The sequence below is a fragment of the Methanothermobacter thermautotrophicus str. Delta H genome, from assembly GCF_000008645.1.
Lineage (GTDB): Archaea > Methanobacteriota > Methanobacteria > Methanobacteriales > Methanothermobacteraceae > Methanothermobacter > Methanothermobacter thermautotrophicus.
In genome coordinates this window covers 785,699-800,948 of record NC_000916.1, presented here as the reverse complement: position 1 = coordinate 800,948, position 15,250 = coordinate 785,699, and the positions used below count along the sequence as shown (strand labels likewise).

Sequence of the window (15,250 nt, the reverse complement as noted above, 5' to 3'; positions counted from 1 at the left end):
ATTTAGCGGTTTATTCAGGGATAACTGTGGTGCCTATCTCACCATCAAGGGCTCTCAGGAGATTTTCAGGGTCGTTACCGTTCACTATCATGGTCCTTATACCTGACCTCCTTATCATATGCAGGGCTGTGTGGTCAAAGAATTCATAGGTACCCGCCCTCACATCAGAGCCCCTGAGGTGTTCGAGCATCTCACTGGCGGTGATCTCCGGGTAGAACCTGGCGTCAGGATATTTGGCCGGGTCTCTGTCATAGAATCCATCCACCGAGGTGAGGTTTATCATGAGGTCCGCCTCAACGGTCTCAGCGAGTATTGCCCCGACAGCATCTGTGCTGTGGGCTGGTTCGGTACCACCCATCACGACTATCCTCCCGGTCGCAGCAACCTCGAGGGCCTCCCTGAAGTTCTCTGGAACCCCCGGGTAGGCGCTATCACCCAGGGCGGTTATAAGGAGCCGGGCATTCAGGCGGGTCACATCAATACCTATATCATCGCACCGGGCCTCGCTGGCTCCCAGTTCCCTGGCAACTCCTATGTAGTCACGGGCAGGTCTTCCTCCCCCCACAACCACAAAGAGATCATGTTCATCTCTCAGTGAATTCAGAATGTCAGCATAGGCCCTGAACATCTCATGGGAGAATTCACTTATGATGATTGATCCTCCAATGGTAATCACGATTCTCATAACGGTCCACCATAAAATCAGTTGACTCTTCCTTTCGAGTTATGGTGGAATCCATTTATACATTTTTCTCCCACCCTCCAGTAAACTTTATAATCACCCCGCCCCATATACATTTACAGTTTATTTTATCATTTTCATGAGGAGTGATTCATAGTGAGCGAACCATCATCAAAGGAGCTTTTCGAATTCAAGAGGACCCTCCAGGAACTCTCAGACAAGAGGGGCAGGGGGACGGAACTCGTATCGGTATACATACCCCCTGACCGGCAGATAAGTGACGTTGCAAAGCATATGAGGGAGGAACTGAGCCAGAGTGCCAACATAAAGAGCAAACAGACGAAGAAGAACGTCCAGTCAGCCATTGAGGTTATAATGCAGAGGCTCAAACTATTCCCGAAACCACCCGAGAAGGGGCTCGTCATGTTCGTCGGCATGGTTCCCAGGGGAGGCCCGGGTACAGAGAAGATGGAGACCTACGTATTCGAGCCACCTGAACCCATCAAGACATACATATACCACTGTAACTCAGAGTTCTACCTTGAACCACTGAGGGAGATGCTTGAGGAGAAGGAAACCTATGGCCTCGCAGTCCTTGACAGGAAGGAGGCCACAATCGCAACCCTGAAGGGTAAGAGGATAGACATACTCAAGACACTCACCAGTGGGGTTCCAGGTAAACACAAGGCCGGTGGACAGTCCCAGAGGAGGTTCGACAGGCTCATAGACCTTGCAGCCCATGAGTTCCTCAAGAGGATAGGGGAACACATGAATGAGGCCTTCCTTCAGATAGATGACCTCAAGGGCATAATCCTCGGGGGCCCGGGTCACACAAAGGAGGAGTTCCTCAACGGCGACTACCTCCACCATGAACTGAAGAAGAAGGTCATAACGACTGTGGACACATCCTACACAGGGGAGTTCGGTATAAGGGAGGTCATAGACAAGTCAATGGATGTTTTAAGTGAAATAGATGTTATGAGGGAGAAGAAACTTGTCCAGAGATTCCTCAGGGAACTCATAAATGAGGATGGACTCGCATCCTACGGTGAAAGGGAGGTTCGACAGCACCTCCAGATGGGTGCGGTTGAGGTTCTTCTTCTCTCAGAGGACCTTAAGTACCAGAGGGGGACCTACGAGTGTGCATCCTGCGGACACAGGATGGAGAAGACGGGCAGGGACCTTCCGGATACTGAAACCTGTCCCAGCTGCAACGATCAGATGAGACTCTCAGATAGGAGGGACATGATCGACGACCTCGTTGAGATGGCCGAGGAGGTCGGAACCGAGGTTGAAATCATATCAACTGAGACCGAGGAGGGAATGCAGCTTCTGAGGGCCTTTGGGGGCATAGGGGCGATACTGAGGTACCGCCCCTGATTCCTGACAATTCTGTGATTCAGCGTACGGTGAAGGATCAGATCCCTTTTTGTCATGGCTGTGGAGGCGCTGTATTCTATGGGATCTAAAATTTCACATCATGACCCCCAGACCAAGGAGGAGGTGAAGGGGCCCCTCAAGATCCGCTATGAGTGTAGCTGTTTTTACATCCATGACCGGCTTCAGATGCAGGTAAAGGGCCGTGTATGATGAGAGGATCACAGCAACAGCACCTATGCCTGGGATGAGTCCCGTGAGCACTCCAAGGCTGAGGGTGGCTGCACCCAGCGCATTGAGGAGCTGTAGTATCATTAAGCTGTTATTCTCACCGAAGACCGCAGGGAGAGTCTTGAGGCCCCTCATGGCGTCCGATTCAATGTCCTTGTAGTCGCTGAAGGCAGTGTTTACGTATACCTTGAGGAATATGAATGTGAACACCAGGATATGTGCAGGGAGGGATCTGCCACCCATTGCAGGTATGGTTGTCCATGAACTCCATACAAGGCCCAGATAGATGTTTTTGAATCCCGTCAGGTATGCTGTGAGCCCCTTGAAGAATCTTGAGTAGAGGATCCCGGTAATGAACATTGAAGCTGTGAGGACCGTGATCAGTGGATCCATGCAGAGAAGCAGCAGCGCCAGAAGAGCTCCTGCATAGGCTGCCAGCAGCCATTCACCCCATTTATGGTTGAATTCTGATCTATCAGAATTCGTTAGGGAGTCCAGCTCAAGGTCAGCAAGGTAATCGTAGGCGTAGACTGTAAGGGGCAGCATGAAGCATATCCCCCAGGTTAAGGGGCCGCAGCGACTTTCAAGGAGAACCGTTGATACCAGAAGAAGCGAGGGCCCCCAGAGCGCCGGAAGAAAACCACCGTGGATGAAAAGATTTTTCAGGGCAAAAATCAACTGCCTTAAAAACACCGCCTTTTTCAGAAACCCCGTTTCATATAGATGACCCGTCATAGTATTAACTATGGGGTAATGAAAGGTTATTAATACTCCCCAGCTCAGAAAAAAATGTTCATCTTACCGGTCAGATCCATGATTAATTTTCAGATAATGCCCTGCAGTTCTGAATGGATGTTTTGATGGATAAATGGATCTCTATCAGGGACATCTGAAACCAGAGAATAAGGAAAAATTAGTTCTTTGACTTATTTATTCTGTTTTATTAAAGGAAATTACAAAAAAGGAGTTTTCGGTGAGACAAGAGGGTTAGTAGACTAGATGAAGGTAAATCATCCCAGCCTGCTAACCCTTATGAGTGACTCCACCGGCACACCGTCAACCTCAGAGATGCCCTTCTTGTCTATGAGGACAGTGACGGCTATGGGCTTTGCTCCCTGGTTCTTGAGGACCTCAACCACCTCAGCTATGGTCCGGCCGCTTGTTATAACATCATCAACAACAACAACCCTCTTGCCCTTCACCTTTGCAAAGTTACTGCTTATGGCTCCCTCTGCACCCTCATCCTTCCTGTGCTTTACGGGGTGGAAAACTGCAAGTGATGTTTCCAGTCCAGTTTCAGCGCCCATAACATCAGCCATCAGCGTTGCGAAGGGAACACCGCTTATGGCGATGCCAAGAACAACATCCGCAACACCATACTTGAGGGCCATGTCTGCCATGGCGGCTGAAACATACCTCATCCTGGATGAACTGCCCCCCAGGCTCTCCCAGTTGATCGCGAAATCCACAGGGGCCTCCTTCCTGGAAACAGAGGTCGTGGTCTGAAGTGTAAGCCACCTCGCAGTGTCCTTAGACACGTTCAGTTCATCTGCAATTTCCCCTGTTGTAAATCCCCTGCTCCTGAGTTCCCGGGCCTTCCTTATAAGTTCATTTTCCATACAAGCACCTCAAATATCACCATTAACCTTCACGGGCCTGTGCTCCCTCGCAGACTTCATTGCTGCAAGCACAGTCCTGAGGGCGTATATACCATCCTCACCTGTTATTTCAGGCTCCTCATCATTTATAACAGACATGAGGAATGATTTGATCTCATTCTTCAGGGGTTCCTCATGTTTGATATCCACGTCCTGGGCGAATTTACCATAGACATCCAGCCTCTGGTCTATGTAGTCAACGTTGATTATTCCATCTGTACCTGTGATGGCCAGCTTCCTCCTCTTGTAGGGTGTGAGCCAGTTAACCTCGAGTATCCCTGTGATTCCACTTTTGAACTTGGTCATTATCTCGGCATGGTCCTCGTACTCACACTTCTCGAGTATGCTTCCCATAACCGCGTAGACCTCTGCAACCGGTTCGCTGAAGAGGTAATGCATCACATCGAGGTCGTGTATGGCGAGGTCGATGGTGACTCCAACGTCCTTTATTCGGGGAGGGAATGGTCCGACCCTCTTCGCTGATGCAGATACCACGTCACCTATAACATCGTTCTCAATGAGTTCCTTGGCCTTCTGAACTGCGGGGTTGAACCTTTCAACATGGCCCGTGCCCAGCTTCAGCCCCTTTTTGCGTGCCGTTTTCACCATATCCTCTGCCTCTTCAAGGGTGAATGCGATGGGCTTCTCAACGAGGACGTGTTTGTCGTGTTCAAGGGCATCCATGACCACATTGTAATGGTGGGTGGTTGGCACGCAGACACTGACAACCTCTATCTCAGGTATCTCCAGGAGGTTCTCATAGTCCACGTATCCAACGGTGTCATACTTGTTGGCGACCTTCTGAAGTGTTCCCTTCATGATGTCTGATACAGCCATAAGATTTGCATTTTTAAGTCTGTAGTAAACTCTGGCATGGTTGTAACCCATGGCTCCAACGCCGATTACACCCACATTTATCTGTCTCAAATATAATCCTCCATTTCTTTGGCAGCTTTTTTACCTATATCCTCTGCTTCAGCAAGAGGCCCCCTAACGGTTACCTTCCTGAGCATTTCACCTTCTCTGGTTAGAAGAACAGCGTAGAGGGTTAGCTGGTTTCCAGTGGCCCTTCCTATGACACCCAGGGGGCACTGGCAACCTGCACCGAGCTCTCTGAGGAGAGTCTTCTCAGCGGTGACCTCCTGCAGGGAGGGATGGTGGGTTATCCTCCCAATGGAGCTTATCAATTCACTGTCAGCCCTGGTTATAACTGCGAGGGCTCCCTGACCGGCGGCAGGTGTGAAGTATTCCACAGGGAACCTTCTTTTTATGTGCTCCTCCAGTCCGAGACGTTTTAATCCTGCCTCGGCCATTATGGTTGCATGGACCTCGCCATCCATAACCTTCCTTATCCTTGTATCTATGTTTCCTCTTAGGGGCTCCATCTTAAAATTTTTTTGGTGATGGTTGCAGAATGCTTCCCTGCGTAGACTGCTGGTTCCAAGTTTGGAACCCTGGGGGAGATCTTCCCAGTCAAGGCGGGATACCAGGACCTCTGCAGGTGATTCCCTTGGGGGCACGGCTGCGATGGCAAGGTCAGGGTCAAGGTCGCTGGGGACGTCCTTCAGGCTGTGGACTGCGAGGTCCACCTCCTCATTCAGGACCGCCATGTCGAGTTCCCTTGTGAATAGACCCCTTGAGTCCATGCTGTAGAGCTGGGAATCCCTTATCCTGTCGCCCTTTGTCTTTATGATCTTCTTCTCGATTTTCTCTTTGCAGACTTCACTGAGCATCTCGATGACATGGTTCGTCTGGACCAGCGCCAGGCGACTCCCCCTTGTTCCGGCTATCAATGAATCATCTCCAGTAAACGTTAATCATTTGAGAAATTTATTGTATCCTATTATATAACTTTTCAAAAACTCCAGTTTATTAAAAATCACATAATTATGGCTACCACCGGTTTTTACCTTTTTGTAAGGTCACCATACTCTGAGCGGTAAATGAGAACGACTGTACGATGATTTAGCCCGACCCTGAGGGCATCCTCCGGGTTTTTAAAGTAGATGCCATCCATGCCGGATCTCCTCATGATACTGTACCCCAGTTCATCGGTGAATATGAACTTAAGGTCATAATTGCTGAGTGTCTCGGAGAGGCGGGCCTCATCTATCTCCTCACAGGTAACCCCGTACCTTCCCCCGAGTATGATGATGGGATCTGGAAGTTCCATGGCCATTTTCAGGGTGTACTCTATGGCCCGCACGTTGAGCCCCGGGTTTATCTCCTCTATTATGGTGGTGCCCTTGAGCTGTCTCATGGAGGTCCTTCCTGGAATTCCATGGTAGTCCTTAACACCCCTCTGAACATCCTCAACATCAAACCCGAGGGTCAGGGCGGCGCTTGCAGCTGCAAGGACATTGGAGAGCTGGTGTTCTGCAGGTGCAAAGGTTTCAATCCGGAATTCTGCATCCAGATGGTCCCCGGCAAGGGTTTTAAGCCCGGTGGCATCTAGTGTGGCCTCTGTTGACTCAAGGCCGTAGTTCACATCATCCACGTGGAGTGTGGCCTCAGTGTCCCTCACTGAGAAGGTGTTTGTCCTCTCCTGGAATCTGCTGTAGTGCCTCCAGAAGGCCCTGTATTCGCAGCAGACCAGCCGGCTTCTGAATATCTGCTCCTTTGCCCTGCTGGCCCTTGAGGTACCCCTCCTTATCCCGTAGTCCTCGGCTATGTTTGTTAGAACCCCCACATCTGCCAGGCCGGTCCCACCCAGGGAGACCTCGAAGATGGCTGCACCGTAATCATGGTGCTCTGCAAGGTTCACGGTCTCAATTATGCTGGCAGGTGCTATGCTTATATCCCGCCGCAGGAGTTCATCACCGGCCCAGGATCCAAGACTGCTGAGGACCAGGGGTTCAAGGTCTCCCATGATGCTCCTGAGTATCCATACGGTGCTGGTTTTTCCCTTAACACCGGTCACCTCCACCACCGGCACACCCTTCTCCCTCCTCCAGGATCCCAGGAGCCAGCCGGTTATCTCATGATGGGTTAAATCTGATCTGACCGGGCAGTGGACCGGTGCTATTACTGTGGAGCCACTGACAGGTCCTTCAACAACATCAACCCCTTTTTCAATGAGCATTTCACGGTCATCATCACCGAGTGTGCCGTAAAAGTCCCACGCCATGACCTCAGGGAAGTGTTTCCTCATCTCCAGGGCAATGGTGACACCGCCATGTGTGAGGTCAGTCACGAGGGGCCTTGAAATGTTAAATTTCATGGACACAACCTTTAACCCTTTATAGAGTCTATTCCGCCCTCTATGAGTTTTTCACGGACCTTCCTGTAGAAATCCTTGCTGAGCCTCACGAAGTGGGCCTTTCGTTCTGACTTCCTGAATATGACCTCATCCATGTGGTTGATCTCCTCCTCATACTGGCCGTCGATAACGGCGATGGCCTTTTTACCCTTCCTGAGGAGTTTAACCCGGATTACACTCTTGTTTGAAACCACAAGGGGTCTTGCGCTGAGTTTGAAGGGACATATTGGCACTATGAGGAACGCTTCAACCCTGGGGTCGACAATGGGGCCCCCTGCTGACATCGAGTACGCTGTTGAGCCACTTGGCGTTGCTATGATTATCCCGTCGGCGCGTAGCTCCTCAACCACCTCATCATCAACAGATATCTCTATATGCAGCATCTTCGCTGGCCTACGGGTCATGAGAACGACCTCGTTGAGGGCGGAGGGCAGCTCATCATTGTGGTAGACACTCAGGAGGGTCCTCTTCTCAACGGCGTATTCGCCCCTGAGGACAGCTTCAAGGGCTGAGAATACATTTTCAGGGTCAACCTCAGTTAAAAAACCAACTGTCCCCATGTTTATACCGAGTATAGGTATCTCCTTATCCTCTATGAGGCTCCGGGTCCTGAGTATTGTCCCATCCCCGCCGATGGTGAGTATCATGTCTGCATCCATGTTCCTTATGTCCTCACCGTATTCCCTCAGCTGTGGGAGTTCCTCTGTGAGCTTGAGGTCAACCGTAATTTCAACCCCCCTGTTCAGGAGGAATGAGGCCACTCTTTCAGCGATTTCAACGGCCTCTGCAACATCAAAACGGGCTATTATCCCTATGCGCATCATATGACCTCCAGGGTCTGCATTATCTTCTCGTGGAGCTCCAGGTTTCCGGCGGCAACAAGGGATGTTCTTGCCTTAACGTTCAGAAGGCCGTCTATTTCTCCACCCCTCTCATTGGTCACCACACCGCCTGCCTCCTCCACAATGAGCTTGGATGCTGCTATGTCAACTATCCTGAGATTCTCCCTGAGGTCCATGAAGGCGTCGTAGGAACCGCTTGCAACGTAGGCCAGTTCAAGGGCCACGGATCCCAGGATACGCATTCTCCGGATCACCCTGCAGATGCTGTCCACCCTCCTGAAGCGCGTGCCATATATGAAGGCCCCCAGGGATGTCCTGTCGAGGGAGCTCTGTGAGGATGAGCTTATCGCTTTCTCATTGAGGAAGGCCCCCTGGCCTTTTATTGCCCAGTAGAGGTCCCCCGTGGCGAAGTTCTTAACAAAGCCCATCAGGACGTTATTAAGGGTTGGGGCTGCACCGTCGGGGTGGCGTTCTGCCACAGCCACTGATATGCCGTAGAAGGGTATGTTCCTTATGGCGTTGCTTGTACCGTCCAGGGGGTCCACAACGAAGATTATCCCGGGTTCATCCCCCTCGCTGTTTATGTGGAGGACACCTATCTCCTCACTTATTATTGTGACAGGCCTACCCGTACTCTCAAGGACACCAACGGCTTCATCCTCCGCAACGAGGTCTATAAGTTTGGTGGGTGTGCCATCGGCCCCCATTTTGATTATCTCCCCTGCGTCTTCTGTCCCAACAAGGGGAGATACGGCCCTTTCAACCTGCTCAGCCATTCTCACGGCAACACCCTTCCAGTAGTAAATATCAGATTCCTCCATGAAACCCCCTTCCTGACTTCAATCAAGATATACGACGGCAGATACAGCAGCACCGCATTTCTCAACAACATGATTTGTCTCTTCTACTATTAATTCCTTTATTTCAAGGCCCCGCACCGACATCATGTATCTGACCATTGAGATGGCTTCACTCCTCACATCCTCAGGGTCCCTGTTGACGCTGGAGTTCTCAACGACACACCCGAAGTCACTGGAGGTGGCCACAGCGACTGCAGCAGATATTAGGTCACCCCTTCTCTCTGAAACCATGTGAGAGAGGACACAGTTCACAATTGATCCGGGTTCAAGCTCCGGCAGCTCCACTATCCTTGTGTTCCTTGGGAGTATGCTTGAAACCTTTATCAGGTTCACGTCTCCGATTCCAGCCTGCAAGAGTGCGTTGTCAAAGGCATTGAGCTTTGTGGGTCCTTCGGCGGCACCTGATGTTATAGCAACCTTCATTACAATCACCATAATCAGCTTACTGAATTCCTATAAAGCTTTTATATAATGTCCACTGAATTAATAGATATACATTGAAGTCCCACATCACTCATTCTAACAGGAGGTAAGATTAATGTCAAAGAAAGTGGTTGAAGTTAAAACGCTTAAGGTTGGAAAGTACGTGATCATTGATGGAGAGGCATCAAAGATCACAAACATCTCAACATCATCCCCCGGCAAACACGGATCAGCAAAGGCCCGTGTGGAAGCGGTGGGGATCTTCGACAACCAGAAGAGGAGCTTCGTCAAACCAGTCGATTCAAAGGTGGACATACCTATAATAGACAAGAGGACAGCTCAGGTCATTGCCATAATGGGTGGAGACGTCCAGTTAATGGACCTTGAAACCTATGAGACCTTTGAAACGCCAATACCTGATGAACTGAGTGAACAGCTGGTTGAGGGTGTCGAGGTTGAGTACATCGAGGCCCTCGGTCAGAGGAAACTCATGAGGACCAAGGGGTAAACACCCACACAAATCTCTTTTTACAGTTCTGGAAGGACACCTGAATTGCTTATCCACACCCATGAGCCCCTCAAATTTGCTTTTTCCACCACAGACCATGAAAGGATCCCGGAACTCTCCTTTGGAATAATGGGGGTCCCCTTTGATTCCACGACAAGCTATGTGCCGGGGGCACGTTTCGGACCAATGGCTGTCAGGGAGGCATCATACAGCTTTGAAGCATACAACCTGCGTTTTTCAGAGAATGTGAAGGTTAAAAGTTTTGATTTTGGAGACCTTGAGGTTTCCCCTGGCAACTTCATGAAGACAGCGGGTTTCATAGGGGACTCTGTGTCTGAAGTCCTGGATATGGGCCTTAAACCACTCATAATTGGCGGTGAGCATACGGTCACCCTCCCCGTGATCGAGAATCTGCCTGAACATGATTCCCTGACAGTGGTTCACCTGGATGCCCACATGGACCTGGCAGATACCTACGCCGGAGAAAGGTACTCACATGCCACCGTCATGAGGAGGGTCCATGAGCTTGGAGCCGAGATAATACAGATAGGTATTAGATCAGCATCATCGGAGGAGGCGGAATTTGCAGGGGAGGAGGGTGTCAGGTTCTGCATGGCCCATGAGGTCATGGGGGACCCTGCCGGTGCCATTGAACTCATAGATGGTATCCGGGGCCCGGTCTACATTTCGGTGGACATGGATGTCCTTGACCCTGCCTATGCTCCATCTGTGGGTAACCCGGCACCTGCCGGACTCACACCCCACATCATGGAGGAACTTGTCCTCGCACTCTCAGGTAAGGATGTGGTGGGCCTTGATGTGGTTGAGGTCGCATCGGGTGGCATGGCTGACCCAACATCTGTAAACGCAGCCAAAATAATCTACGACATTCTAACACTCCTCTGAATCCATAAATCCCCACCGTTTGCATCCGGCGCGCCACATCTAAGTTCAGTTAATCCCTCTTATCTCAGCAATGGCTCCAGCAGATTTTTATATCTTGGAGGCCAACCACTTAATGATCAGTCTCAAGTGGTGTTATCATGAATACAAGAGAGGTGGAGCTCAGGGGTCATATAATTGATAGTCTAATACTCCCCAGAGCCCTTGATATAATAATGGATATGGGCGGGGACTTCCAGATACTTGAAATCGATATAGGTAAAAGAAAATCGGATCCAAGCCATGCAAGGATACTTGTTGAGGCGGAAACACCCTCACTACTTAACCAGATCCTGGATGAACTGGGTGAGATAGGGGCATCCATAGCAGAGATAAAGGAGGCTGAACTCCGGAGGGCACCCATGGACAGGGTTCTGCCGGACGACTTCTACTCCACCACCAACCATCAGACCTTCATCTACCATGGCGGTGAATGGGTGGAGGTTGAGGGAATAGAGATGGACTGCATGATAGTGGTTGACCCGGAGAGCAGAACAGCCCGCTGCAAACCCATCAGGGAGATAAAGAAGGGAGACCTCGTGGTTGTTGGAAGGGAGGGCATAAAGGTTGTCCCCCCTGAGAGGCCCAGGGGAAAGCAGGGCGTCTTCGAATTCATGGGCAGTGAAGTGTCAAGTGAGAAGCCCCTCGTGACCACAATAAAGAAGATCGCATCTGAAATAACAGAGATAAAAAAGAGAGGTGGAAGGATAGGTCTCGTCGGCGGACCAGCCATCGTACACACAGGGTCAGCCCCTGTAATTGCAGAGATGATACGTCTGGGATTCATAGACGTCCTGTTCGCCGGAAACGCCCTGGCAACCCATGACATTGAATGCGCACTCTACGGGACCTCCCTCGGAGTTGATATAGATAGGGGTGAGGCGGTGAGCAGGGGCCACAGGCACCATATAAACGCGATAAATGAGATAAACCGCGCCGGTTCAATAAGGGATGCGGTGGAGCAGGGCGTTCTAACATCAGGGATAATGTATGAGTGCGTAAAGAATGATGTGCCCTTTGTGCTTGCCGGTTCAATAAGGGATGACGGACCACTCCCTGACGTCATAACCGATGTGATGGAGGCCCAGAATGAGATGAGGAAATACGTCCAGGACCTGGACATGGTCATAATGATAGCCACCATGCTCCACTCCATCGCAACCGGCAACATACTCCCCTCACGCGTTAAAACCATATGCGTGGATATAAACCCTGCAACCGTTACAAAGCTCTCTGACAGGGGCAGCTCCCAGGCTGTGAGCGTGGTTACAGATGTGGGTGCATTCATACCCATCCTACTCCACGAAATCAAAAAGATGAACGGCCTGGGGGATTGAATGATAAGTGGGAACATCCTCAACGTCTTCACCGGCGACATCTACCCGGCTGAGATAGAGGTGGCCGGTGGAAGGGTGAGGTGTGTTCGAAGCATCAGCGGAAACTTTTCTGATATAATCATCCCCGGCTTCATAGACGCCCACCTCCACATTGAGAGTTCAATGCTCATACCCTCCTCATTTGCAGCGGCAGCCATACCCCATGGCACTGTCTCAGCCATATCGGACCCCCATGAGATAGCAAACGTCATGGGCGTGGATGGTGTGAGGTTCATGATAGATGATGCTGCAGCGACACCAATGAAATTCTACTTCACAGCACCATCATGTGTACCCGCAACCCCCTTTGAAACTGCCGGGGCAGAGATCACAGCGAGGGGGATAGAGGAACTACTCAGAATGGATTCAGTGGTGGCCCTAGGCGAGATGATGAACTTCCCGGCAGTCATAGCCGGTGATGATGGGGTCATGGCTAAGATAAAGGCTGCAAGGGACCTTAACATGCCTGTTGATGGACATGCCCCCCTCCTCTCAGGGGATGAACTGTGCACCTACATAGGGGCGGGGATATCCACTGACCACGAATGTGTGAGCCCCGAGGAGGTCCTTGAGAAGAGGAGACTTGGAATGAAGATAATGGCACGTGAGGGATCAAGCGCGAGGAACCTCCGGGACCTTGCCGCTGCAGGGTGTGACTTCCTGGTATCCGATGACATCCACCCCGCCGACCTGCTGGAGGGGCACATGGACAGGATACTCAGGAGGGCGGTCGATTACGGTATTGACCCTGTAAGCGCTGTGCAGATGGTCACCATAAACCCTGCGGAGCACTACGGCCTCAGCACAGGGGCAATAGCGCCTGGATGGGATGCTGACTTCGTGGTGGTTGACAGCCTCAGGGACTTCAACGTTAAGAGGGTCTACATAGATGGTAGACCTGTGGCGGATAGGGGCAGATACCTCATCAGGAGATCCGGGGGAACCAGGGCACCCCCCAGGAAACTTGAAGTGCCTGATTTTCCAGTTGAGAGATTGAATATCAGGGCTGAGGGTGATGAAGCCACTGTGAGGGTCATAGATGTACTGGACGGCCAGCTCATAACTGAAGAGCTAATTGCAACCCTGGAAGTTGAGGACGGCACCGTGCAGGCTGACACGTCCTCAGATATCCTCAGGGTATCTGTCCTTGACAGGTACGGGAGGGGTAATATCTCCAGCGGCTTCGTTCATGGATTCGGCCTCCAGGAGGGGGCAATAGCATCAACAGTTGCCCATGACTCACACAACCTGATCGTGGTGGGAGTGGATCCTGAGCTGATGAAGAGGGCGGTTGATATACTTAAAAAAGCAGGAGGGGGTCTTGTGGCGGTCTCAGGGGATGATCACAGGGTCCTTCAGCTTCCTGTGGCAGGTCTGATGTCAGATGGGGATGTATTTGAGGTTGCAGATGGATTTGAGAACCTCAACACTTTCACTGAACAGCTCGGGTCACGTCTCAGCGCACCCTTCATGACCATGTCCTTCCTCTCGCTCCTCGTCATCCCCCGGCTGAAGATAGGGGATAGGGGTCTCTTTGATGTTGAGAAATTTGAAATTAAAAACTTAATGGAGATGTGAAAATGGGAGTTAAAGAAGATATTCGTGGACAAATTATAGGAGCATTAGCAGGAGCCGATTTCCCAATAAATTCACCAGAAGAACTAATGGCAGCGCTTCCAAACGGTCCAGATACTACTTGTAAATCTGGAGATGTAGAATTAAAAGCATCTGATGCTGGACAAGTACTTACTGCTGATGATTTTCCATTTAAAAGTGCTGAAGAAGTTGCAGATACTATAGTGAACAAAGCAGGATTATAAGCCAAAATCGACTTCCTACTTTTTCTTTCTTTTCTTTTTTAAGGATAATTAATTATTATCTTATAATAGGTTTTAATGGAGAAATTAAAATGGATAAGCCCAATAGTAAAGAAAATAAGCATAAGTCCCGTTGTACTGAATGTCCGTCATATAATGAATGTATGTGCGTTTGGTTAGATTATTTTGCTGGAAAAATAGAATAATTTGCAGTAATATTAAGTCCTACTGCTTTCACTACAGATTAAATATTAAACAATCAATAATTTTCAATTGATTTTAAGAATGCCCCCCCTCCAGTTTTCAATAGTTCAACCGGAGGGGATAATAGTTCTGAAACGATTATTTTTTCAAATATTTTTTAAAATTACTGAGCATTATGAGTAGATTATATCCTTTTTCAGTAATCATATAATCTCCACGTTCATGACGCTGCAATATCAAGTCACTTTCAAGTAATTTTTGTATGTGGAAAAGTAAATTACCACCACGAAGCCCTGTAAGTTCTGAAAGAGCAGTGAATGTCATGGTTTCAGAGGCCATAGATTTAAGAATTTGAAGTCTCTGTTTATTAGAAATAGGTTCAAGAACACTCTTAACCATAATTTCTTCAGGAATAGAAGATATCTCAGTTTTATCCTCTTTATTATTGTCATATATTTGTAGAGAGCCAATTAGATTTATTTGCTTATCAAATAGTGAGTCTACTTCCTTAAAACAAATATCACATTTATCAAAAGGAGCACTTTTCCTTATTTCATCTAATTCCTCTCTTTTCTCTTCTATAATTTCTTTGGAAACATGTTCCTGTTTTATAAGTTTAGAATTATTTTGTAGAAATCCGTTAAATTTCTCTTTACAGGTTTCCCGCATCTTACAGGGATTAACCATATTTTGTTCTAAATCATTTTCAATATCATCAGAAATATAAACAGATACTGAATTCAAAATATCCTTTTTTAAGTTGCTTAGCATTAAATCAAGGTATTCTTGATTAGATTTTTCCATCAAACGCTTGATATCCTGATGTATAGCTTCTAATTTCATTCGGGCATCATAGAATTCAGGATTATCCATTTTATTTAGATTTTCCATAAATTATTTTATTGATTTAGATAGTATTAAAGGTTTCTTTCTTGACCTTTTAAGTCATATTTGTGTATAAAACTGTACTTAGTACATTTTAATGACGGTTTAGTATATATTTCTAATAAACAATAGTTATATTTGAATTTGTGGATGTTCTCGTGCCCTGATAGGGGTTAGTTACTTTTC

Annotated in this window: 16 protein-coding genes; 6 read left to right on the top strand and 10 right to left on the bottom strand. The window is 48.9% G+C overall.

Annotation, left to right across the window (positions count from 1 at the left end; translation table 11 throughout):
• Window positions 1-10: 10 nt before the first annotated feature.
• Window positions 11-685 carry a UMP kinase gene (gene pyrH, locus MTH_RS04150; RefSeq protein ID WP_010876512.1) on the bottom strand — a complete coding sequence of 225 codons (675 nt, stop codon included), beginning with the start codon at window positions 683-685 and terminating at the stop codon, window positions 11-13.
• 153 nt (window positions 686-838) lie between these two features.
• On the opposite strand from pyrH, the gene prf1 reads away from it, so the two are divergent.
• Window positions 839-2,062 carry a peptide chain release factor aRF-1 gene (prf1, locus tag MTH_RS04145; protein ID WP_010876511.1) on the top strand — a complete coding sequence of 408 codons (1,224 nt, stop codon included), beginning with the start codon at window positions 839-841 and terminating at the stop codon, window positions 2,060-2,062.
• 93 nt (window positions 2,063-2,155) lie between these two features.
• Here prf1 and MTH_RS04140 read toward each other — a convergent pair whose 3' ends face one another.
• From MTH_RS04140 to MTH_RS04105, 8 genes are all read right to left on the bottom strand, one after another.
• A complete protein-coding gene (locus MTH_RS04140) occupies window positions 2,156-2,968 on the bottom strand; it encodes a UbiA family prenyltransferase (RefSeq protein ID WP_238374246.1) in 813 nt (270 codons plus the stop codon).
• Between the two features lie 332 nt (window positions 2,969-3,300).
• The gene (locus MTH_RS04135; protein ID WP_010876509.1) at window positions 3,301-3,909 is read right to left on the bottom strand and encodes an orotate phosphoribosyltransferase-like protein; all 609 of its coding nucleotides are present in this window, start codon (window positions 3,907-3,909) and stop codon (window positions 3,301-3,303) included.
• Window positions 3,910-3,918: 9 nt separating this feature from the next.
• Window positions 3,919-4,875, bottom strand: a complete 957-nt coding sequence (locus MTH_RS04130) for a Gfo/Idh/MocA family protein (protein ID WP_010876508.1) — start codon at window positions 4,873-4,875, stop codon at window positions 3,919-3,921.
• Window positions 4,872-5,741 carry a hydroxymethylbilane synthase gene (gene hemC / locus MTH_RS04125; RefSeq protein ID WP_010876507.1) on the bottom strand — a complete coding sequence of 290 codons (870 nt, stop codon included), beginning with the start codon at window positions 5,739-5,741 and terminating at the stop codon, window positions 4,872-4,874. Before hemC ends, MTH_RS04130 begins: the two co-directional genes overlap by 4 nt.
• Before the next feature lie 113 nt (window positions 5,742-5,854).
• Window positions 5,855-7,168, bottom strand: coding sequence for a coenzyme F430 synthase (gene cfbE / locus MTH_RS04120; protein ID WP_143485764.1), 1,314 nt, complete (start codon window positions 7,166-7,168; stop codon window positions 5,855-5,857).
• Window positions 7,169-7,179: 11 nt separating this feature from the next.
• A complete protein-coding gene (locus MTH_RS04115) occupies window positions 7,180-8,031 on the bottom strand; it encodes an NAD(+) kinase (protein WP_010876505.1) in 852 nt (283 codons plus the stop codon).
• Entirely contained in the window at window positions 8,028-8,870 is an 843-nt protein-coding gene (locus tag MTH_RS04110; protein ID WP_010876504.1) for a bifunctional fructose-bisphosphatase/inositol-phosphate phosphatase, read from the bottom strand. The genes MTH_RS04115 and MTH_RS04110 overlap by 4 nt, the downstream gene beginning before the upstream one ends.
• A gap of 18 nt (window positions 8,871-8,888) precedes the next feature.
• Window positions 8,889-9,332 (bottom strand): pyruvoyl-dependent arginine decarboxylase, encoded by a 444-nt coding sequence (locus MTH_RS04105; RefSeq protein WP_048060917.1) that lies wholly within the window; start codon window positions 9,330-9,332, stop codon window positions 8,889-8,891.
• A gap of 115 nt (window positions 9,333-9,447) precedes the next feature.
• Here MTH_RS04105 and eif5A point away from each other — a divergent pair, with 115 nt between their 5' ends.
• From eif5A to MTH_RS04080, 5 genes are all read left to right on the top strand, one after another.
• Window positions 9,448-9,840, top strand: coding sequence for a translation initiation factor IF-5A (gene eif5A / locus MTH_RS04100; RefSeq protein ID WP_010876502.1), 393 nt, complete (start codon window positions 9,448-9,450; stop codon window positions 9,838-9,840).
• Between the two features lie 45 nt (window positions 9,841-9,885).
• Window positions 9,886-10,746: an agmatinase gene (speB, locus tag MTH_RS04095; protein ID WP_010876501.1), complete on the top strand. Its 861-nt coding sequence runs from the start codon at window positions 9,886-9,888 to the stop codon at window positions 10,744-10,746.
• Window positions 10,747-10,883: 137 nt separating this feature from the next.
• Entirely contained in the window at window positions 10,884-12,119 is a 1,236-nt protein-coding gene (locus MTH_RS04090; RefSeq protein WP_010876500.1) for a TIGR00300 family protein, read from the top strand.
• A complete protein-coding gene (gene ade, locus MTH_RS04085; protein WP_010876499.1) occupies window positions 12,120-13,736 on the top strand; it encodes an adenine deaminase in 1,617 nt (538 codons plus the stop codon).
• 2 nt (window positions 13,737-13,738) lie between these two features.
• Entirely contained in the window at window positions 13,739-13,978 is a 240-nt protein-coding gene (locus MTH_RS04080) for an MTH865 family protein (RefSeq protein WP_048060916.1), read from the top strand.
• Between the two features lie 339 nt (window positions 13,979-14,317).
• Here the strand turns inward: MTH_RS04080 and MTH_RS04075 are convergent, their stop codons facing one another.
• Window positions 14,318-15,070, bottom strand: a complete 753-nt coding sequence (locus MTH_RS04075; RefSeq protein ID WP_010876497.1) for a winged helix-turn-helix domain-containing protein — start codon at window positions 15,068-15,070, stop codon at window positions 14,318-14,320.
• Window positions 15,071-15,250: the final 180 nt, after the last annotated feature.

Bases quoted from the DNA above. Each gene is read 5' to 3' on its own strand.
- MTH_RS04075 (WP_010876497.1), bottom strand. From the start codon at position 15,070: ATGGAAAATCTAAATAAAATGGATAATCCTGAATTCTATGATGCCCGA.
- MTH_RS04080 (WP_048060916.1), top strand. From the start codon at position 13,739: ATGGGAGTTAAAGAAGATATTCGTGGACAAATTATAGGAGCATTAGCA.
- cfbE (WP_143485764.1), bottom strand. From the start codon at position 7,168: ATGAAATTTAACATTTCAAGGCCCCTCGTGACTGACCTCACACATGGC.
- MTH_RS04110 (WP_010876504.1), bottom strand. From the start codon at position 8,870: ATGGAGGAATCTGATATTTACTACTGGAAGGGTGTTGCCGTGAGAATG.
- MTH_RS04105 (WP_048060917.1), bottom strand. From the start codon at position 9,332: ATGAAGGTTGCTATAACATCAGGTGCCGCCGAAGGACCCACAAAGCTC.
- MTH_RS04115 (WP_010876505.1), bottom strand. From the start codon at position 8,031: ATGATGCGCATAGGGATAATAGCCCGTTTTGATGTTGCAGAGGCCGTT.
- pyrH (WP_010876512.1), bottom strand. From the start codon at position 685: ATGAGAATCGTGATTACCATTGGAGGATCAATCATCATAAGTGAATTC.
- eif5A (WP_010876502.1), top strand. From the start codon at position 9,448: ATGTCAAAGAAAGTGGTTGAAGTTAAAACGCTTAAGGTTGGAAAGTAC.
- MTH_RS04090 (WP_010876500.1), top strand. From the start codon at position 10,884: ATGAATACAAGAGAGGTGGAGCTCAGGGGTCATATAATTGATAGTCTA.
- MTH_RS04135 (WP_010876509.1), bottom strand. From the start codon at position 3,909: ATGGAAAATGAACTTATAAGGAAGGCCCGGGAACTCAGGAGCAGGGGA.
- ade (WP_010876499.1), top strand. From the start codon at position 12,120: ATGATAAGTGGGAACATCCTCAACGTCTTCACCGGCGACATCTACCCG.